The organism is Allobosea sp. 05T439 (assembly GCF_056396005.1).
In genome coordinates, this window is record NZ_JBFTKP010000012.1 from 40,633 (window position 1) to 59,414 (window position 18,782).

Annotated in this window: 19 protein-coding genes; 18 read left to right on the top strand and 1 reads right to left on the bottom strand. The window is 64.3% G+C overall.

The annotated features are described in order from the left end of the window. Nucleotides 1–61: 61 nt before the first annotated feature. The gene (locus AC1DIO_RS15760; protein WP_441505502.1) at nt 62–385 is read right to left on the bottom strand and encodes an HdeA/HdeB family chaperone; all 324 of its coding nucleotides are present in this window, start codon (nt 383–385) and stop codon (nt 62–64) included. A 243-nt stretch (nt 386–628) separates the two neighbouring features. On the opposite strand from AC1DIO_RS15760, the gene AC1DIO_RS15765 reads away from it, so the two are divergent. The 18 genes from AC1DIO_RS15765 to AC1DIO_RS15850 all read left to right on the top strand — a co-directional run bounded on the left by AC1DIO_RS15765 (nt 629) and on the right by AC1DIO_RS15850 (nt 18,769). After that, nucleotides 629–1,009, top strand: coding sequence for an NADH-quinone oxidoreductase subunit A (locus AC1DIO_RS15765; protein WP_069882720.1), 381 nt, complete (start codon nt 629–631; stop codon nt 1,007–1,009). A gap of 65 nt (nt 1,010–1,074) precedes the next feature. Beyond that, on the top strand, nt 1,075–1,659 hold the full coding sequence (locus tag AC1DIO_RS15770; protein ID WP_476853667.1) for a NuoB/complex I 20 kDa subunit family protein: 585 nt from the start codon (nt 1,075–1,077) through the stop codon (nt 1,657–1,659). 68 nt (nt 1,660–1,727) lie between these two features. After that, nucleotides 1,728–2,333: an NADH-quinone oxidoreductase subunit C gene (locus AC1DIO_RS15775; protein WP_441505503.1), complete on the top strand. Its 606-nt coding sequence runs from the start codon at nt 1,728–1,730 to the stop codon at nt 2,331–2,333. A gap of 5 nt (nt 2,334–2,338) precedes the next feature. Beyond that, entirely contained in the window at nt 2,339–2,773 is a 435-nt protein-coding gene (locus AC1DIO_RS15780) for a GFA family protein (protein WP_441491875.1), read from the top strand. Nucleotides 2,774–2,775: 2 nt separating this feature from the next. Further along, on the top strand, nt 2,776–3,966 hold the full coding sequence (locus AC1DIO_RS15785) for an NADH-quinone oxidoreductase subunit D (RefSeq protein ID WP_476853668.1): 1,191 nt from the start codon (nt 2,776–2,778) through the stop codon (nt 3,964–3,966). Next, nucleotides 3,966–4,910: an NADH-quinone oxidoreductase subunit NuoE gene (gene nuoE, locus AC1DIO_RS15790; protein ID WP_476853669.1), complete on the top strand. Its 945-nt coding sequence runs from the start codon at nt 3,966–3,968 to the stop codon at nt 4,908–4,910. The genes AC1DIO_RS15785 and nuoE overlap by 1 nt, the downstream gene beginning before the upstream one ends. 8 nt (nt 4,911–4,918) lie before the next feature. Beyond that, nucleotides 4,919–6,223: an NADH-quinone oxidoreductase subunit NuoF gene (gene nuoF / locus AC1DIO_RS15795; protein WP_113518448.1), complete on the top strand. Its 1,305-nt coding sequence runs from the start codon at nt 4,919–4,921 to the stop codon at nt 6,221–6,223. A 4-nt stretch (nt 6,224–6,227) separates the two neighbouring features. After that, entirely contained in the window at nt 6,228–8,291 is a 2,064-nt protein-coding gene (gene nuoG, locus AC1DIO_RS15800; RefSeq protein WP_441505505.1) for an NADH-quinone oxidoreductase subunit NuoG, read from the top strand. Between the two features lie 6 nt (nt 8,292–8,297). After that, nucleotides 8,298–9,317, top strand: coding sequence for an NADH-quinone oxidoreductase subunit NuoH (nuoH, locus tag AC1DIO_RS15805; protein ID WP_476853670.1), 1,020 nt, complete (start codon nt 8,298–8,300; stop codon nt 9,315–9,317). Further along, a complete protein-coding gene (locus AC1DIO_RS15810) occupies nt 9,317–9,559 on the top strand; it encodes a hypothetical protein (RefSeq protein WP_441505506.1) in 243 nt (80 codons plus the stop codon). Before nuoH ends, AC1DIO_RS15810 begins: the two co-directional genes overlap by 1 nt. A gap of 22 nt (nt 9,560–9,581) precedes the next feature. Further along, nucleotides 9,582–10,070 carry an NADH-quinone oxidoreductase subunit NuoI gene (gene nuoI, locus AC1DIO_RS15815; protein WP_043236790.1) on the top strand — a complete coding sequence of 163 codons (489 nt, stop codon included), beginning with the start codon at nt 9,582–9,584 and terminating at the stop codon, nt 10,068–10,070. Nucleotides 10,071–10,251: 181 nt separating this feature from the next. Continuing rightward, the gene (locus tag AC1DIO_RS15820) at nt 10,252–10,875 is read left to right on the top strand and encodes an NADH-quinone oxidoreductase subunit J (protein WP_113518452.1); all 624 of its coding nucleotides are present in this window, start codon (nt 10,252–10,254) and stop codon (nt 10,873–10,875) included. After that, on the top strand, nt 10,872–11,180 hold the full coding sequence (gene nuoK, locus AC1DIO_RS15825; RefSeq protein ID WP_476853707.1) for an NADH-quinone oxidoreductase subunit NuoK: 309 nt from the start codon (nt 10,872–10,874) through the stop codon (nt 11,178–11,180). Before AC1DIO_RS15820 ends, nuoK begins: the two co-directional genes overlap by 4 nt. Before the next feature lie 27 nt (nt 11,181–11,207). Then, on the top strand, nt 11,208–13,259 hold the full coding sequence (gene nuoL, locus AC1DIO_RS15830; RefSeq protein WP_476853671.1) for an NADH-quinone oxidoreductase subunit L: 2,052 nt from the start codon (nt 11,208–11,210) through the stop codon (nt 13,257–13,259). 4 nt (nt 13,260–13,263) lie between these two features. After that, complete coding sequence (locus AC1DIO_RS15835) at nt 13,264–14,775, top strand: NADH-quinone oxidoreductase subunit M (protein WP_476853672.1); 1,512 nt, start codon at nt 13,264–13,266, stop codon at nt 14,773–14,775. A gap of 12 nt (nt 14,776–14,787) precedes the next feature. Continuing rightward, on the top strand, nt 14,788–16,215 hold the full coding sequence (gene nuoN, locus AC1DIO_RS15840; protein ID WP_441505509.1) for an NADH-quinone oxidoreductase subunit NuoN: 1,428 nt from the start codon (nt 14,788–14,790) through the stop codon (nt 16,213–16,215). 13 nt (nt 16,216–16,228) lie between these two features. Next, a complete protein-coding gene (locus AC1DIO_RS15845; RefSeq protein WP_441505510.1) occupies nt 16,229–16,987 on the top strand; it encodes a biotin--[acetyl-CoA-carboxylase] ligase in 759 nt (252 codons plus the stop codon). A gap of 111 nt (nt 16,988–17,098) precedes the next feature. Continuing rightward, nucleotides 17,099–18,769, top strand: a complete 1,671-nt coding sequence (locus tag AC1DIO_RS15850) for a ribonuclease J (protein ID WP_476853673.1) — start codon at nt 17,099–17,101, stop codon at nt 18,767–18,769. Nucleotides 18,770–18,782 lie beyond the last annotated feature (13 nt).

Genomic DNA, 18,782 nt, shown 5'->3' on the forward strand with positions numbered 1-18,782 from the left:
GAACCTGAGCGGCAGAGGCGATCCGATATTTCCTGTAGGCAAGGGCTTAGGCAAAGGCATCTCAGGGGGTGGGCGCTGGCAGGAAGACGGCGCGTGTCTCGGCGCCGAGGAGCGGAAGCTGCGGCGTCTTTGCGCAGAGCGAGAGAAGTTCGGCAGGCGCCGCGGTGACCTTCTCGACGTCGAGCAACGGACGCTGCGCACCGCCGGCATAATAGCCGGCGAGCCACAGCACGAGCTGACTCTGGTCGTTGCTGATCATGGCGCTGAACTCGGCGCAGGTCGCGCGGGCGAGATCGATACTCTCGGCATGTGTTGCGCCGGCGGGGGCGAGCAAGCTCCCGGCCAGAGTCGCGAGCGCCGCGATACGGTGGAGTGGTCGGACCATGCGTCTCGCTCCTGGGGCGGCTGATTCCCGCAATAAAGCCGATTCGTAACCATCTTGTCGCGGCGTGCGCCTGCTACTTGGTGCGAGCTATCGGTTTTGCGGTAAAAATTGCGTGCAATGCGTCTGGTTCATTGCCGTGGCGCGGTTGTGCGACGCGGCGAACCCTTGCGTGATTCTAGAGTAGGGGCTAATCGACTGCCGATGCGTGTGCCGCGGGTCTGGGCCCGCGAAGCGAGGTTGTCCATGCAAGCATTACCTGTACCGTCCTTGCTGAGCGACTACCTGCCGCTGGCCATCTTCATCGGCGTTTCCATGGTCATCGGTCTTGCGCTGCTGATCGCACCGTTCGCCGTCGCGTATTCAAAACCGGACGCTGAAAAGCTCTCCGCCTATGAGTGCGGTTTCAACGCGTTCGATGACGCGCGCATGAAGTTCGATGTCCGCTTCTATCTGGTCTCGATCCTGTTCATCATCTTCGATCTCGAGGTCGCCTTCCTGTTTCCCTGGGCGGTCGCGTTCGGCGATCTCGGCTGGTATGGTTTTTGGTCAATGATGATCTTTTTGGGCGTCCTGACCGTCGGATTCGTCTACGAATGGCGCAAGGGCGCGTTGGAGTGGGACTAACCGCCGGCTCGCGAGGCGCCGCCTCGGTGTTGATCTGACGGTAACGGGTTCACAAGGGTAGTTTCATGGCAATCACAGCGATCGACCGCGGCGATCCGCTCGTCGCGCCCGCGCCCCGGGGGCTGCTCGGCCCGGACGGGAAGCCGGTGGGTGCGCGCGATCCCTTCTTCGTCGAGATCAACAACGAACTCGCGGACAAGGGTTTCCTCGTCACGGCGACCGACGACCTGATCAACTGGTCGCGTACCGGATCGCTGATGTGGATGACCTTCGGCCTCGCCTGTTGCGCCGTCGAGATGATGCAGCTGTCGATGCCGCGCTATGACGTCGAGCKCTTCGGCTTCGCGCCACGCGCGTCCCCGCGCCAGTCCGACGTGATGATCGTTGCCGGAACGCTGACCAACAAGATGGCTCCGGCGCTGCGCAAGGTCTATGACCAGATGCCCGAGCCGCGCTACGTCATCTCGATGGGCTCCTGCGCCAATGGCGGCGGCTATTACCACTATAGCTACTCGGTGGTGCGCGGCTGCGACCGCATCGTGCCGATCGACATCTATGTGCCCGGCTGCCCCCCGACTGCGGAAGCGCTGCTCTATGGCGTGCTGCTACTGCAGAAGAAGATTCGGCGTACCGGCACGATCGAACGCTAACGCCCCCGCACCCTGGCGGGGATTGCTCCGGTCGTGACGATGCGAGCGGCGAAAAGGTTGAGGTTGAGATGAGCGAAGAGCTCGTGACACTCGGTGAAGAGATCAAGGCTGCGCTGCCCGGCGCGGTCGTGAACGCTGTCGTCGCCTTCGATGAGCTGACGGTCGAGGCCGAGGCTGCGTCGATCGTCCAGGTCATGGCGACGCTTCGCGACGATCCGCGCTTTCGCTTCGTGAACTTCACCGATATCGCCGGCGCCGATTATCCCGCACGCGAGAAGCGCTTCGACGTCGTCTATCATCTGCTGTCGCCGCGCCATAACCGGCGTATCCGCGTCAAGGTGCAGACCGACGAGGCGATCCCGGTTCCGTCGATCATCGATGTCTTCCCGGCCGCGAACTGGTACGAGCGCGAGGCCTATGACTTCTATGGAATCCTGTTCTCGGGGCACCCGGATCTGCGTCGAATCCTCACCGATTACGGGTTCGAGGGCTATCCGCTGCGCAAGGACTTCCCGCTGACCGGCTTCGTCGAGGTTCGCTATGACGACGAGCAGAAGCGGGTCGTCTACGAACCCGTGAAGCTCAGCCAGGAATTCAGGAATTTCGACTTTTTGAGTCCCTGGGAAGGCACGGATTACGTGCTGCCAGGTGACGAGAAGGCGAAGGGAGCCTGAACGCGATGGCTGCTGCCGACAAATCCCTGTCCGGAGGCTGTCTCTGCGGTGCGGTCCGCTTTGCGGCCGTGCCGGAGAAGCTGGAAATGGATGTCTGCCATTGCGGCATGTGCCGGAAATGGAGCGGCGGCACCTTCATGGCCGTGCCATGCACCGGGGTCACGGTAGACGATGACGCGTCGCTCAGCGTGTATCCGTCGTCCGACTGGGGCGAGCGCGTGTTCTGCAGGACCTGCGGCTCCAGCCTGTTCTGGCGGCTGCGCGGCGGAGAGGGGCATGTCGCCGTCTCCTTGCAGAGCTTCGACGACCTTTCGCCCTTTGCCTTCACCGAAGAAATCTTCATCGACGAGAAGCCAGCGCTCTATGCCTTTGCAGGAGAGCGGCCGCGCAAGACCGGCGCGCAGGTCGTCGCCGAATTCGCCGCGAAACAGGCGGGCTGAGAATGACCGAGCACAACATCCGCAATTTCTCGATCAATTTCGGGCCGCAGCACCCGGCGGCACACGGCGTGCTGCGCCTCGTGTTGGAGCTCGACGGTGAGATCGTCGAGCGCGTCGATCCGCATATCGGCTTGCTGCATCGCGGCACCGAGAAGCTGATCGAAGCCAAGACCTATCTGCAGGCGCTGCCCTATTTCGACCGGCTCTACTATGTCGCGCCGATGAACCAGGAGCATGCCTATTCGCTCGCGGTCGAGAAGCTGATGGGGGTGACCGTGCCGCGGCGCGGCCAGCTCATCCGCGTGCTCTATTCCGAGATCGGCCGCATCCTCTCGCATATCCTCAACGTCACCACGCAGGCGATGGACGTCGGTGCGCTGACGCCGCCGCTCTGGGGCTTCGAGGAACGCGAGAAGCTGATGATCTTCTATGAGCGGGCCTGTGGCGCGCGCATGCATGCGGCCTATGTCCGGCCGGGCGGCGTTCACCAGGACCTGCCGCCCTCGCTGATCCACGATATCGCCGAATGGTGCGACCCCTTCCTCAAGGTCTGCGACGACCTCGAAGGACTGCTCACCGACAATCGCATCTTCAAGCAGCGCAATGTCGATATCGGCGTCGTCGATCTCGACACCTGCTGGAAATGGGGCTTCTCGGGCGTGATGGTGCGCGGCTCCGGCGCCGCCTGGGACCTGCGCAAGAGCCAGCCTTACGAATGCTATGAGGAGATGGAATTCGACATCCCCATCGGCAAGAACGGCGACTGCTACGACCGCTACTGCATCCGCATGGAAGAGATGCGCCAATCCGTGCGCATCATGAAGCAGTGCTGCGAGAAGCTGCTGGCTGCCGATGGTGGCGGCCCGGTCTCCTCGCTGGACGGCAAGATGGTGCCGCCGAAGCGCGGCGAGATGAAGCGCTCGATGGAAGCGCTCATCCATCATTTCAAGCTCTACACCGAGGGCTACAAGGTCCCCGAAGGCGAGGTCTATGCCGCCGTCGAAGCGCCAAAGGGCGAGTTCGGCGTCTATCTCGTCTCCGACGGAACCAACAAGCCCTATCGCTGCAAGATCAAGGCTCCGGGCTTCGCCCATCTCCAGGCCATGGATTTCATGTGCCGCAAGCACATGCTGGCGGACGTCTCCGCAATCCTCGGCTCTCTCGACATCGTTTTTGGTGAGGTGGACCGCTAATGTCCGTCCGTCGTCTCGCGCCCGATCACGTTCAACCCGCGTCCTTCGCCTTCACTGCGGCGAACGAGAACTGGGCTGATCAGCAGATCGCCAAATATCCGGAAGGCCGGCAGGCTTCCGCCGTGATTCCGCTGTTGTGGAAGGCCCAGGAACAGCATCACGGCTGGGTTCCGCGCGCCGCGATCGAGGCCGTGGCGAAGAAGCTCGCGATGGCACCGATGCGCGTGCTGGAGATCGCGACCTTCTACACCATGTTCAATCTGCAGCCGGTCGGAGCCCATTTCATCCAGCTCTGCGGCACGACCCCTTGCGCGCTGCGCGGAGCCGAGGCGCTGAAGAAGGTCTGCGAGGACGTCATCGGCCCGCAATCGACCGTATCTGCCGATGGCAAGCTGTCCTGGCTCGAGGTCGAATGCCTCGGCGCCTGCTGCAACGCCCCGATGGCGCAGGTCAATTTCGACTATTACGAAGACCTGACGCCCGAGAATTTCCGCGCGCTCCTCGACGATCTGCGACATGATCGGCCGACGAAGCCCGGCCCGCAGATCGACCGCTCCTGCTCGGAACCGGTCGGCGGTGGCGAAACGCTGAAGGATCCGGGCCTTTATGACGGCTCCGTGATCGGGGCCGGCAACTGGCAGGCTCGCGTCACCGAACAGCGCAAGGCAGCGGCCGAGGCTGCAGCTGCCACGGCTGCGGCGGAGGCAGCGGCCAAGGCGGCTGAGGCGACGCCGGCAGCGGTTGCGACCAAGCTTGCTACCGAGACGGCGGCTCCCGCCCGTCCGAAGCCTTCTTCCCCGGCCCAGCCTGCGGGCTCCGCGCAGGACACACCGGCAGCCGGCKGCAAGGTCGACAAGGACGCCGTTGCTGAATCTGCGAAGCCGGCCGATGCGCCGGCGCGCCGTACGCGCGCTGCCAAGCCCAGCGACAAGCCGAAAGAGTGAGGCGAGACATGCTCGCAGATCGCGACCGCATCTTTACGAACCTCTACGGCCGGCACGACCTGTCGCTGAAGGGCGCCATGGCGCGTGGCGCCTGGGACGGCACCAAGTTCCTGCTCGAGCAGGGGCGCGACTGGATCATCGACGAGATGAAGCGCTCGGGCCTGCGCGGGCGCGGCGGCGCCGGCTTCCCGACCGGACTCAAGTGGTCGTTCATGCCGAAGCAGAACGACGGGCGTCCGCATTACCTCGTCGTCAATGCCGACGAATCGGAGCCCGGCACCTGCAAGGACCGCGAGATCATGCGCAACGACCCGCATACGCTGGTCGAAGGCTGCCTGATCGCTTCCTTCGCGATGGGCGCGCATGCGGCCTACATCTATATTCGCGGTGAGTATGTCCGTGAGCGCGAGGCGTTGCAGCGCGCCGTCGACGAGGCCTATGCGGCAAACCTCATCGGCAAGAACAACAAGCACGGCTATCCATTTGATCTCTATGTGCATCACGGCGCCGGCGCCTATATCTGCGGCGAAGAGACGGCGCTGCTGGAGAGTCTCGAAGGCAAGAAGGGCATGCCGCGGCTGAAGCCGCCATTCCCGGCCAATGTCGGCCTCTATGGCTGCCCGACCACCGTCAACAACGTCGAGTCGATTGCGGTGGCGCCGACCATCCTGCGCCGCGGCGCGAGCTGGTTCTCCTCGCTCGGCAATCCAAACAATGTCGGCACCAAGCTGTTCTGCGTCTCGGGCCATGTGAACAAGCCCTGCAACGTCGAAGAGGTGATGGGCATCCCGTTCCGCGAGCTGATCGACCGCCATTGCGGCGGCATCCGCGGCGGCTGGGACAATCTGCTCGCTGTCATCCCCGGCGGCTCTTCCGTGCGCATGGTGCCCGCCGAGCAGATCATCGACACGCCGATGGATTTCGATTCGCTCTCGAAGCTGCGCTCGGGCCTTGGCACCGCCGCGGTGATCGTCATGGACAAGTCGACCGATATCGTCCGCGCCATTGCCCGCATCAGCTATTTCTACAAGCATGAGAGCTGCGGCCAGTGCACGCCGTGCCGCGAGGGCACGGGCTGGATGTGGCGCGTGCTCAACCGCATGGCCGAGGGCAGGGCGCAGAAACGCGAGATCGACATGCTGCTGGACGTCACCAAGCAGGTCGAAGGCCACACGATCTGCGCGCTCGGCGATGCCGCGGCCTGGCCGATCCAGGGGCTGATCGCGCATTTCCGTCACGAGATCGAAAAGCGCATCGACGATTATGCCGCCAATCCGCATTCCGAGCCGGCGCGGCTGATGGCGGCGGAGTAAGACCATGACCAAACTCGTCATCGACGGCATCGAGGTCGACGTCCCGGCCGATTACACCGTGCTCCAGGCCTGCGAGGCTGCCGGCGCCGAGGTGCCGCGCTTCTGCTTCCATGAGCGCCTCTCGATCGCCGGCAATTGCCGCATGTGCCTCGTCGAGGTGAAGGGCGGGCCGCCGAAGCCCCAGGCCTCCTGCGCCATCGGCGTGCGCGACCTGCGCCCCGGCCCGAATGGCGAGCCGCCGGTCGTCTCGACCAAGTCGCCGATGGTCAAGAAGGCGCGCGAAGGGGTGATGGAGTTCCTGCTCATCAACCACCCGCTCGACTGCCCGATCTGCGACCAGGGCGGCGAATGCGACCTGCAGGACCAGGCGATGGCCTATGGCGTGGACAATTCCCGCTATGCCGAGAACAAGCGTGCGGTCGAGGACAAGTATATCGGCCCGTTGGTGAAGACGACGATGACGCGCTGCATCCACTGCACGCGCTGTGTCCGCTTTACCACCGAAGTCGCCGGCGGCACCGATCTCGGCGCCATTGGCCGCGGCGAGGACATGGAGATCACGACCTATCTCGAACAGGCGATGGGTTCGGAACTCCAGGGCAACATCGTCGATCTTTGCCCGGTCGGCGCGCTGACCTCGCGGCCCTACCAGAACAAGGCCCGACCCTGGGAGCTGACCAAGACCGAATCCGTCGACGTGATGGATGCGGTCGGCTCGGCCATCCGGGTCGATTCCCGCGGCCGCGAGGTGATGCGCATCCTGCCGCGCGTCAACGAGGCGGTGAACGAGGAGTGGATTTCCGACAAGACCCGCCATGTCGTCGACGGCCTGCGCACGCAGCGTCTCGACCGGCCCTATATCCGGCAGAACGGCGCGCTGAAGCCTGCAAGCTGGAATGAGGCCTTTGCGCTGATCGCGGACCGGCTGAACGCGACCGGGCCTGAGCGCGTTGGCGCGATCGTCGGCGACCTTGCCGCGGTCGAGGAGGTTTTCGCGCTGAAGAGCCTGATGGTCGCGCTTGGCGTCGGCAATATCGACAGCCGCCAGGATGGGACGAAGCTGCATCCCAAGCATGGTCGCGCCAGCTACCTCCTCAATGCCGGCATCGCCGGGATCGAGGATGCAACCTCGCTGCTGATCATCGGCGCCAATCCGCGCAGGGAAGCGCCGATCCTCAACGCCCGCATCCGCAAGCGCTGGCTGCGCGGTGACTTCAAGGTCTCGCTGATCGGCGAACAGGCCGATCTGACCTACGCCCATGACTATCTCGGCGCTGGTCCCGAGACCCTCGCCGATCTCGTCAAGCGCGCTCCGGCTGCCGGCGACAAGCCGATGGTTCTGGTCGGGCAGGGCGCTCTCGCCCGCGCGGACGGCGACGCGATCCTCTCGCTCGCCGCCAAGGCGGCACAGGTGCTGGGCGCGGTCAAGGACGGCTGGAACGGCTTCGGCGTGCTGCACACCGCAGCCGCCCGCGTCGGTGCGCTCGATCTCGGCTTCGTGCCGGGCGAGGGTGCACTCGATGTCGCCGGCATGGTTTCGCCCGGCGCACTCGATGTGCTGTTCCTGCTCGGCGCCGACGAGGTCGAAGTCCCGGCCGGGGCTTTCGTGATCTATCAGGGTACCCATGGCGACCGTGGCGCGCATCGCGCTGATGTCATCCTCCCGGGCGCCACCTATACCGAGAAGTCCGGCACCTATGCCAACACCGAGGGCAGGGTGCAGATGACCGATCGTGCCACTTTCCCGCCGGGCGATGCCCGCGAGGATTGGGCGATCCTGCGGGCGCTCTCCGGTGTGCTCGGCAAGACCTTGCCCTTCGACTCGCTCGCGGCGCTGCGCCAGGCACTCTACGCTGCCCATCCCCATTTCGCCGGGCTCGATACGCTTCCGGCGGCTGACGCCTCTTCGCTTGGCGCCCTTGCGGGACTTGGCGGCAAGACCGACAAGGCTGGCTTCGCCTCGCCGGTCGCTGATTTCTACCAGACCAACCCTATCGCGCGTGCCTCGGCCGTGATGGCGGAATGCTCGGCGCTGGCCTCCGGCCGGATGCGGCAGGCGGCGGAGTAAGGCCAGATGAACTGGGATATCGTCCTCGATCTCGCGATCATTCTCGGCAAGAGCCTGCTGCTGCTGGTTTGCCTGCTCGTCTTCATCGCCTTCATCCTGCTGGCGGACCGCAAGATCTGGGCGGCGGTGCAGCTTCGGCGCGGCCCGAACGTGGTCGGGCCGTTCGGCCTGTTCCAGAGTTTCGCCGACCTGCTGAAATTCGTCTTCAAGGAGCCGATCGTCCCGTCGAGCTCCAACAAGGGCGTCTTCCTGCTCGCCCCGCTGGTCTCCTGCGTGCTCTCGCTCGCGGCCTGGGCGGTCATCCCGGTCGCGGATGGCTGGGCGATCGCCGACATCAATGTCGGCATCCTCTACATCTTCGCGATCTCGTCGCTCGGCGTCTATGGCGTGATCATGGGCGGCTGGGCCTCGAACTCGAAATACCCGTTCCTCGGCGCCCTGCGCTCAGCGGCCCAGATGGTCTCCTACGAAGTCTCGATCGGCTTCGTCATCATCACCGTCCTGCTCTGCGTCGGCTCGCTGAACCTGTCAGCCATCGTGGAGGCGCAGAACACGAGCTGGGGCATGCTGCGCTGGTTCTTCCTGCCGCTGTTCCCGATGTTCGTGGTCTTCTTCATCTCGGCCCTGGCCGAGACGAACCGGCCGCCCTTCGATCTGCCGGAAGCGGAGTCCGAGCTCGTCGCCGGCTTCATGGTCGAGTACTCCTCGACGCCGTATCTGCTGTTCATGCTCGGCGAATACGTGGCGATCATGACCATGTGCTCGCTGACCACGATCCTGTTCCTCGGGGGGTGGCTGCCGCCGTTCCCGATCGCGCCCTTCACCTGGCTGCCCGGCGTGTTCTGGTTCGCGCTCAAAATCTGCCTGGTGTTCTTCATGTTMGCCATGGTGAAGGCCTTCGTGCCGCGCTACCGCTATGACCAGCTGATGCGCCTCGGTTGGAAGGTGTTCCTGCCGATCTCCCTGGTCTCGGTGGTGGTCGTGGCGGCAGTGCTGCAGATCACTGGCTGGGGGCCGGTGCGCTGATGGAATTATCCGCTGCGGGGCTGATCGGCGCTGCCGTCGGTCTGGTCCTGGGGTGGGTGGACTACAAGGTCGTCGGAGATCTCGTCGAGCGCGCGCTGCGCCGGACGGACACCTCGACGACACGCGAGGAGAAGGACGATTACGAACGGCGCATCAGGCTGTTCAGGATCGTCTTTCTGATCGGCACCATGGGGTTCTTCCCCATTCTGGGTTACCTGCTCGGCCGTCTGCTGTTCGGTTGAGTTTGTGAAGAGGATGAGAGCGATGTCACTCGCGCAAGCCGCCAAAGGGCTGCTTCTCAAGGAGTTCGTTTCGGCGTTCTTCCTGTCGATGCGCTATTTCTTCAAGCCGAAGGCGACGCTCAACTATCCCTTCGAGAAGGGCGTGCTTTCGCCGCGCTTCCGCGGCGAGCATGCGTTGCGCCGTTATCCCAATGGCGAGGAGCGCTGCATTGCCTGCAAGCTCTGCGAGGCGATCTGCCCGGCCCAGGCCATCACGATCGAGGCCGGTCCGCGACGCAATGACGGCACGCGTCGCACCACGCGCTACGACATCGACATGACGAAGTGCATCTATTGCGGCTTCTGTCAGGAAGCCTGCCCGGTGGACGCCATCGTCGAGGGGCCGAACTTCGAATTCGCGACCGAAACCCGCGAAGAACTGTTCTACGACAAGGCAAAACTGCTGGCGAACGGTGATCGCTGGGAGCGCGAGATCGCGCGCAACATCGCGATGGATGCGCCGTATCGCTGAGGCGGTGAAGACCTCCGCGGCTCCGGGCATCCGGGGCAGCGGGCAGGGATGACGAGGGATGGGGAGCGTCGCGCGGTTGTCGCGTCCGGCGGGCCTCTCTATAGACGCTCAAAACTGTGCCTGACTCGCTCGGGCACGCTTGAAACGAGGGCCGCCCGCAAGGGCGGAAGGGCTGACCGAGATGAACGCCGCAGCGGCATTCTTCTATCTGTTCTCTGGCATCACCGTCGCTTCGGCGTTCATGGTGGTGTCGTCGCGCAACCCCGTTCATTCGGTGCTGTTCCTGATCCTGGCCTTCGTCAATGCGGCTGGCCTGTTCCTGCTGCTCGGGGCCGAGTTCCTCGCGATGCTGCTGGTCGTCGTCTATGTCGGCGCGGTCGCGGTGCTCTTCCTCTTCGTGGTGATGATGCTCGACGTCGACTTCGCCGAGTTCCGCCAGGGCTTCCTGAACTACCTGCCGGTCGGGGCGCTGGTCGGGCTGATCTTCCTGGTCGAACTGCTGCTGGTGGTTGGCGCCTGGGTGATCGATCCGAAGATCGTCAGCACGCCCGTCGCCGCGATCCCGGCCAATATCAGCAACACCGAGGCGCTCGGCCAGGTGCTTTACACCCAGTATGTCTATTACTTCCAGGCGGCCGGTCTGGTGCTGCTCGTMGCCATGATCGGCGCGATCGTCCTGACGCTGCGCGACCGTCCCGGCGTCAAGCGCCAGAATGTCGTCGCCCAGAACGCCCGCACCAAGGAAACCGCGATGGAAGTGCGCAAGGTGCCCTCGCGCGCCGGCCTGCCTGAGGAGACCGTCTGATGATCGGCCTGGGACATTATCTCGCGGTCGGCGCGATCCTGTTCACGCTTGGCGTGCTCGGTATCTTCATCAACCGCAAGAACGTCATCGTCATCCTGATGTCGATCGAGCTCATCCTGCTCGCGGTCAACATCAACTTCGTGGCCTTCTCGTCGTTCATGAACGATCTCGTCGGCCAGGTCTTTGCGCTCCTGGTGTTGACTGTCGCGGCGGCGGAAGCCGCGATCGGCCTCGCCATTCTTGTCGTCTACTTCCGAAATCGCGGCACGATCKCGGTGGAAGACATCAACATGATGAAAGGCTGAGCGCGCCTGCGCGCCCTGCTAGCTGCCATGTATCACGCGATCGTCTTCCTCCCGCTCCTCGGCTTCCTGATCGCCGGCCTCTTCGGCCGGCTGATCGGATCACGCGCCTCGGAGATCGTCACCACCTCGCTGCTGATGGTCTCGGCCGTCCTGTCCTGGATCGCCTTCTTCAATGTCGGCTTCGGCGCGGGCACCACGCGCATCCAGGTGGCGACCTGGCTCGCATCCGCCGATCTGCGCGTCGACTGGGCTTTCCGCGTCGACACGCTGACAGCGGTCATGCTGGTCGTCGTCAACACCGTCTCCTCGCTCGTGCACCTCTACTCGATCGGCTACATGCACGAGGATCCGCACCGGCCGCGCTTCTTCGCCTATCTCTCGCTCTTCACCTTCGCCATGCTGATGCTGGTGACGGCGGACAACCTGGTCCAGATGTTCTTCGGTTGGGAAGGCGTCGGTCTCGCCTCCTATCTGCTGATCGGCTTCTGGTACCAGAAGCCCTCGGCGAACGCGGCTGCGATCAAGGCTTTCGTCGTCAACCGCGTCGGCGATTTCGGTTTCCTCCTCGGCCTCGCCCTGGTCTTCGTGCTGTTCGGCTCGGTCACCTTCGACAGCATCTTCCCGAAGGCGGGCGAACTGACCGGCCAGACMTTCCGGTTCCTCGGCTATGAGTGGAACGCGCTGACCCTGACCTGCCTGCTGCTGTTCATGGGCGCGATGGGCAAGTCGGCGCAGTTCCTGCTCCACACCTGGCTGCCTGACGCCATGGAAGGCCCGACTCCGGTCTCGGCACTGATTCATGCCGCGACCATGGTCACCGCCGGCGTCTTCATGGTGGCGCGCCTGTCGCCGATCTTCGAATATGCGCCGGTCGCAATGACCGTCGTCGTCGTCATCGGCGCAACCACCGCCTTTTTCGCGGCGACCGTCGGTCTGGTGCAGAACGACATCAAGCGCGTGATCGCCTATTCGACCTGCTCGCAGCTCGGCTACATGTTTGTCGCGCTGGGCGTCGGAGCGTATTCCGCCGGTATCTTCCACCTCTTCACCCACGCCTTCTTCAAGGCGCTGCTGTTCCTCGGGGCCGGCTCGGTCATCCACGCGATGCACCATGAGCAGGACATGCGCCGCATGGGTGGGCTGCGGAAATACATTCCCTTCACCGCGGCCGCGATGACGATCGGCACGCTGGCGCTGACCGGTTTCGGCATTCCCGGCACCATGTTCGGCTTCGCGGGCTTCTTCTCGAAGGACGCGATCATCGAGAGCGCCTTTGCGGCCAAGCATGGCTTCGCCACCGACTACGCCTTCGTGCTGCTGGTCGTGGCTGCCTGCTTCACCTCGTTCTACTCCTGGCGCCTGTATTTCATGACCTTCGAGGGGCGTCCACGCTGGGCCGACCACGGCCATGACGCGCATGGTCATGACGATCACGCTCATGCCGCGCACGCGCATGGTCACGATGACCATGCCCATGTCGGACATGGCCATGACGGTCACGGCKATCACGCGCACCAGCCGCATGAGAGCCCGCTCAGCATGCTCGTGCCGCTTGCGGTGCTCGCGCTCGGTGCCGTTGCCGCGGGCTTCGTCTTCAAGGAAGCCTTCATCGGCCACGACTACGAGCATTTCTGGAAGGCCTCGCTGTTCACCGGCAAGGACAACCACATCCTGCATGCGATGCACGAGGTTCCCGGCTGGGTCGTGGCCTCGCCCTTTATAGCGATGGTGCTCGGCTTCGTCGGCGCGCTCTACTGCTACGTGCTGCGCCCGGACGTGCCAGGCAAGCTCGCGAAGGCGAACCCTGTCCTGTACCGCTTCCTGCTCAACAAGTGGTATTTCGACGAGATCTACGACTTCCTGTTCGTTCGCCCGGCGAAATGGCTCGGCCGCTTCCTCTGGAAGAAGGGCGACGGCTTCATCATCGACGGTTTCGGCCCCGATGGCGTCTCGGCTCGGGTGGTCGATGTCACGAACCGCGTCGTCCGGCTGCAGACCGGTTTTGTCTATCACTATGCCTTCGCCATGCTGATCGGCGTCGCGGGCCTGGTGACCTGGTATTTGCTGACTCGCGGGTGAGATGATGTTCGGTTTCGGTATCCTCACCGGTCTACTCCTCCTGCCGCTGGTTGGCGCCGCCTTCATCCTGGCGCAGCGCGGCGACGAGGCTTCGGTCAGCTCCAACGCTCGCTATGTCGCGTTGGCGACGACGATCGCGACCTTCTTCCTGGCTTGCGTCGCCTGGGGCCGGTTCGACTCGGCCAATCCGGCCTTCCAGCTGGTGGAGACCCATGGCTGGGTCTCGGATGCGATCAGGTTCAAGCTCGGCGTCGACGGTTTCTCATTCCCGTTCGTGGTGCTGACCGCCTTCCTGATGCCGTTCTGCATCCTCGCGTCCTGGACGTCGGTCGAGAAGCGGGTTCGCGAATACATGGTCGCGTTCCTGATCCTCGAGACGCTGATGATCGGTGTCTTCGTCGCGCTCGACCTCGTGCTGTTCTACGTCTTCTTCGAAGCCGGCCTGATCCCGATGTTCCTGATCATCGGCATCTGGGGCGGCAAGCGCCGCGTCTACGCGTCCTACAAGTTCTTCCTCTACACGCTGCTCGGCTCGGTGCTGATGCTGCTCGCGCTGATGGCGATGTACTGGAATGCCGGTACCACCGACATCCCGACGCTGCTTGCGCATAAGTTCCCGGTCTCGATGCAGCCCTGGCTCTGGCTCGCCTTCTTCGCATCCTTCGCCGTGAAGATGCCGATGTGGCCGGTCCATACTTGGCTGCCTGACGCCCACGTGGAAGCACCGACCGCGGGCTCCGTCATCCTGGCGGCGATCCTGCTGAAGATGGGCGGCTACGGCTTCATCCGTTTCTCGATCCCGATGTTCCCAGAAGCCTCAGCGATGTTTGCKCCGCTGGTCTTCGCGCTMTCCGTCATCGCCATCATCTACACCTCGCTGGTGGCGCTGATGCAGGAGGACATCAAGAAGCTGATCGCCTACTCGTCCGTCGCCCATATGGGTTTCGTCACCATGGGCCTCTTCACCCTGACGCCGCAGGGCATTCAGGGTGCGATGTTCCAGATGGTCAGCCACGGGCTGGTCTCCGGCGCACTCTTCCTTTGCGTCGGCGTGATCTATGATCGCATGCATACCCGCGAGATCGCCGCCTATGGCGGGCTGGTCAACCGGATGCCGCGTTACGCCGTCGCCTTCATGGTCTTCACCATGGCCAATGTCGGGCTGCCCGGCACGGCCGGCTTMGTCGGTGAGTTCCTGACCATCTTGGGGGCCTTCAAGGCCAATCCCTGGGTCGCGTTCTTTGCAGCTTTCGGCGTCATCCTCTCGGCCGGCTATGCGCTCTGGCTCTATCGCCGCGTCGTGTTCGGCGAACTGGTGAAGCCCGAGCTCAAGAGCATCACCGATCTCAACACCCGCGAGGTCGTCATCCTCGCTCCGCTGATGCTGCTGACGATCTGGTACGGCATTGCGCCGGGTACCATCCTCGACGCCTTTGCTGCGCCGACCGAAGCCCTCATCAAGAATTATCAGGCCGCACTCACCGCCGCGAAAACGGCGATGCTGGTCGTACAGTAAGGTTTGGCAGCAATGACCTTGCCCGCCCTCGGCCCAGCTCTGCCGGAAATCACCCTCGCCATCGGCGCGATCGCCATGGTGCTCTACGGCGCCATCCGCGGCGAGGGCGCGACCCGTACGCTCGAAGCCTTCGGACTTGCCTTGCTCGCGCTAGCGCTCGTGATGGTGCTCTCGGGCACCGGCAAGGCGGTGACCTTCAACGGCGGCTTCGTCGCTGACGGTTTCGCGCGCTTCATGAAGGCACTGACCCTGATCGGTGCCGGCGCGGCGATCGTGCTCGCAGGCGATTTCATGCGCCGCGACGGCTCGATGCGTTTCGAGTTCCCCGTGCTGGTCGTGCTCGCCACGATCGGCATGATGATGATGATCTCGGCCAGCGACCTGATCGGCCTTTATATCGGTCTCGAGCTGCAGAGCCTTGCGCTCTATGTCGTCGCCGCCTTCGACCGCGACAATACCAGGTCGACCGAAGCGGGCCTGAAGTACTTTGTCCTCGGCGCGCTGTCCTCGGGCATGCTGCTCTATGGCAGCTCGCTGGTCTATGGCTTCACCGGCACCGTGACCTATTCCGGCATCGCCCAGGCCGTCCACGGCGAGCATATCAGCCTCGGGCTGATCTTCGGCATCGTCTTCGTCGCCGCCGGCCTTGCCTTCAAGATCTCGGCCGTGCCCTTCCACATGTGGACACCGGACGTCTATGAGGGTGCGCCGACGCCGGTCGCCGCCTTCTTCGCGACTGCGCCCAAGATGGCTGCGATGGCGATGATGGTTCGCATCTTCGTCGGGGCGTTCCCGGGCGCGCTGCATGAGTGGCAGCAGATCATTATCTTCATGTCGATCGCCTCGATGGCGCTCGGCGCCTTCGCTGCCATCGGCCAGCGCAACATCAAGCGCCTGCTCGCCTATTCCTCGATCGCCAATATGGGCTATGCGCTGGTTGGCCTTGCGACAGGAACGGCAGCGGGCGTCCAGGGCGTGATGACCTATATGGCGATCTATCTCGCCACGACGCTTGCCGCTTTTGCCTGCGTTCTGCTGATGCGCCGCAACGGCAAGCCGGTCGAAGACATCTCCGAGCTTGCCGGGCTCTCGCGTACCAATCCCTGGATGGCTTTCGCGCTGGCGATGATGATGTTCTCGCTCGCCGGCATTCCGCCGCTGGCCGGTTTCTGGGCGAAGTTCTACGTTTTCTATGCCGCGATCGATGCCAAGCTCTACGCACTTGCCGTGATCGGCGTGGTGACCAGCGTGGTCGGCGCCTACTACTACCTGCGCGTCATCAAGGTGATGTATTTCGACGAGGCGAAGCCGGCCTTCGAGAAGGGGGACATCGGCGTGCGCGGCGTGCTGCTGGTCTCGACTCTGTTCGTGCTGATGCTCTCGTTCGTGCCGGCCCCGCTGTTCGACTCGGCTGCTGCTGCCGCCAAGTCGCTGTTCTAAGGGGGCGGGCGGCGTGCTCGGCGAGGCGGCACGCGCCGCCGGCTACCGGCTGATCGTGCGGGACGCGGTAGGCTCGACCATGGAAGAGGCGCGTCGCGCCTCCGACCAGGGCGACCCTGGCTTACTCTGGATCGTGGCTCGCAGCCAAAGCGCCGGGCGTGGCCGTCATGGCCGCAACTGGGGCTCACCGCCCGGAAATCTCTACGCCAGCCTCTTGCTCGTGCAGCCCTGCGAACCTGCGCTGGCGCCGCAGCTCGGGTTTGTTGCCGGCCTCGCCTTGCATGACGCCGCAGCCAGGGTGACCGGCCTCTCTGCTCCGCGCCTTGTTTTGAAATGGCCCAACGACCTGCTGATCGACCGCGCCAAGACGGCGGGGCTGCTGCTCGAAGGCGAGAGCCGGGCAGGGCGCTTTGCGGTCACCATCGGCATGGGCGTCAATGTCGCCAGCCGACCGGACGATACCCCTTATCCCGCGACCTTCCTGAAGGCCGAAGACCAGGCTGCGAGTATCGAGGCTCTGCTGGCCGCGCTCAGCGACGCCTGGGTTGCCCGCTTCAATGCCTGGTCATTGCCGGGCGGCTTTGGCCCGGCCCGGGCGGCCTGGCTCGAACGTGCAGCATTCCTCGGCGAGACCATCACCCTGCGCCTGGCGGAGGGGCCGCTGAGCGGTCGCTTCCTTGGCCTCGATGCTTCGGGTCGGCTCGAGCTCGATGTCGCAGGCGCGCGACATCTGGTTGACGCAGGCGATCTCTATTTCGGCCCTCCCGGCTGAACGGCTACGCCTGTCCCAGAGCGGCTCCTGTCGCGCTTCCACGGCCTTCATGCTAGGCCTTGCCACTCATCCGGCGCGCTCTGCGCCCTGCCTTTTGCCTTAGGATTTCCCGTGACCCGTTCCAGCKACCAACTCGTCTTCGTTCCCCTCGGCGGCCTAGGCGAGATCGGTATGAATGCGGCACTCTATGGCTTCGGGCCTGAAGGGCGGCGCAAATGGATCCTGGTTGATTGCGGCCTGTCATTTGCCGGTCCCGATGTTCCGGGCGTCGACATCGTCCTCCCCGACCTGCGCTACATCATCGAGGAGCGGGCCAATCTGCTTGGCATCGTGATCACCCACGCGCATGAGGATCATATTGGCGCGCTCGCGGCGCTGTGGCCCTCCCTGCGCGCGCCCGTCTACTGCACACAGTTCGCGGCCGGGCTGCTTGCCACGCGGCGGCTGGGCGAGCCCGGCGCTCCGAAGGTGCCGATCAACGTCGTCGCCCAGGGCGGACATGTTACGCTGGGGCCCTTCGAGATCGAGTTCGTGCCGGTGGCGCATTCCATTCCGGAATCCTGCGCGCTGGCGATCCGTACTCCGGTCGGCCTCGTCGTTCATACCGGCGACTGGAAGATCGACCCGACGCCGCAGGTCGGCCTGCCAACCGACGAGAAGCGACTGCGCGAGCTCGGCGACGAGGGCGTGCTCGCCCTGATCTGCGACTCGACCAACGTTATGCGTGACGGCATCAGCCCGAGCGAGGCGGACGTCGCAGCCAAGCTGAAGGAACTGGTCGCTTCCGCGCCCGGCCGAGTCGCCGTCACGACATTCGCCTCGAATGTGGCCCGGCTGCGGGCCGTCGCCGAAGCTGCCATGGCCGGTCATCGCGATGTCGTCGTGGTCGGCCGTGCGATGGACCGTGTCATCGATGTCGCGCGCGAATGCGGCTATCTCGACGGCATTCCGGCATTCCGCTCCGTCGAGCACTATGGCTACCTGCCGCGCGACAAGGTTGTGGCGCTGCTCACCGGCAGTCAGGGTGAGCCGCGCGCCGCGCTCTCGCGCATTGCGTCCGACGATCATCCCGAGATCGCCCTGTCGCCAGGCGACCGTGTGATCTTCTCGTCCCGCACCATTCCGGGCAATGAGAAGGCGGTCGGCAACATCCTGAATGCACTGGCACGGGACAATATCGAGATCATCACGGACCGCACGCATCTCGTCCATGTCTCGGGCCATCCGCGCCGCGAGGAAATGGCCCGGCTCTATGGCTGGCTCCGACCGAAGATCGCCATTCCCGCCCATGGAGAGGATCTGCATCTGAGCGAGCACGCGGCCTTCGCACGCGGGCTCGGCGTCAAGAACGTCGTTCGTGCCGGCAATGGCGACATCATCGCCATTACGGCCGATGGCGCCGGCAAGATCGATGAAGCACCCCATGGCCGGCTCTATCAGGACGGGGCTCTCCTGGTGAATGCCATGGAGAAGACGATCCAGGAGCGCCGCCGGCTCTCCTTTGCCGGCATGATTTCGGTCGCGGTTGCGGTTGACGACAAGGGCGGTATCGCCGGCGAGCCAGAGATTGCCGTGCTGGGCCTGCCGCCGGCCGCGCGCGACGGCACGCCCTTCGACGAACTGGTCGCCGATGCGGTCTCCGACCTGCTCGACAACATCCCCAAGGCGCGTCGCCGCGATCCTGAAGCGCTGCGCAACGCGCTGGAGCGTGGCCTGCGTAGCACCGTCAACGAGGAATGGGGCAAGAAGCCGCTGGTGCATGCGCTGGTGATCGAAGTCTAAGATATCGGCCCGA

Coding starts and splice junctions, on each gene's coding strand:
- AC1DIO_RS15760 (WP_441505502.1), bottom strand. CDS start 385: ATGGTCCGACCACTCCACCGTATCGCGGCGCTCGCGACTCTGGCCGGG.
- AC1DIO_RS15765 (WP_069882720.1), top strand. CDS start 629: ATGCAAGCATTACCTGTACCGTCCTTGCTGAGCGACTACCTGCCGCTG.
- AC1DIO_RS15775 (WP_441505503.1), top strand. CDS start 1,728: ATGAGCGAAGAGCTCGTGACACTCGGTGAAGAGATCAAGGCTGCGCTG.
- AC1DIO_RS15780 (WP_441491875.1), top strand. CDS start 2,339: ATGGCTGCTGCCGACAAATCCCTGTCCGGAGGCTGTCTCTGCGGTGCG.
- AC1DIO_RS15785 (WP_476853668.1), top strand. CDS start 2,776: ATGACCGAGCACAACATCCGCAATTTCTCGATCAATTTCGGGCCGCAG.
- nuoF (WP_113518448.1), top strand. CDS start 4,919: ATGCTCGCAGATCGCGACCGCATCTTTACGAACCTCTACGGCCGGCAC.
- nuoG (WP_441505505.1), top strand. CDS start 6,228: ATGACCAAACTCGTCATCGACGGCATCGAGGTCGACGTCCCGGCCGAT.
- AC1DIO_RS15810 (WP_441505506.1), top strand. CDS start 9,317: ATGGAATTATCCGCTGCGGGGCTGATCGGCGCTGCCGTCGGTCTGGTC.
- nuoI (WP_043236790.1), top strand. CDS start 9,582: ATGTCACTCGCGCAAGCCGCCAAAGGGCTGCTTCTCAAGGAGTTCGTT.
- nuoN (WP_441505509.1), top strand. CDS start 14,788: ATGACCTTGCCCGCCCTCGGCCCAGCTCTGCCGGAAATCACCCTCGCC.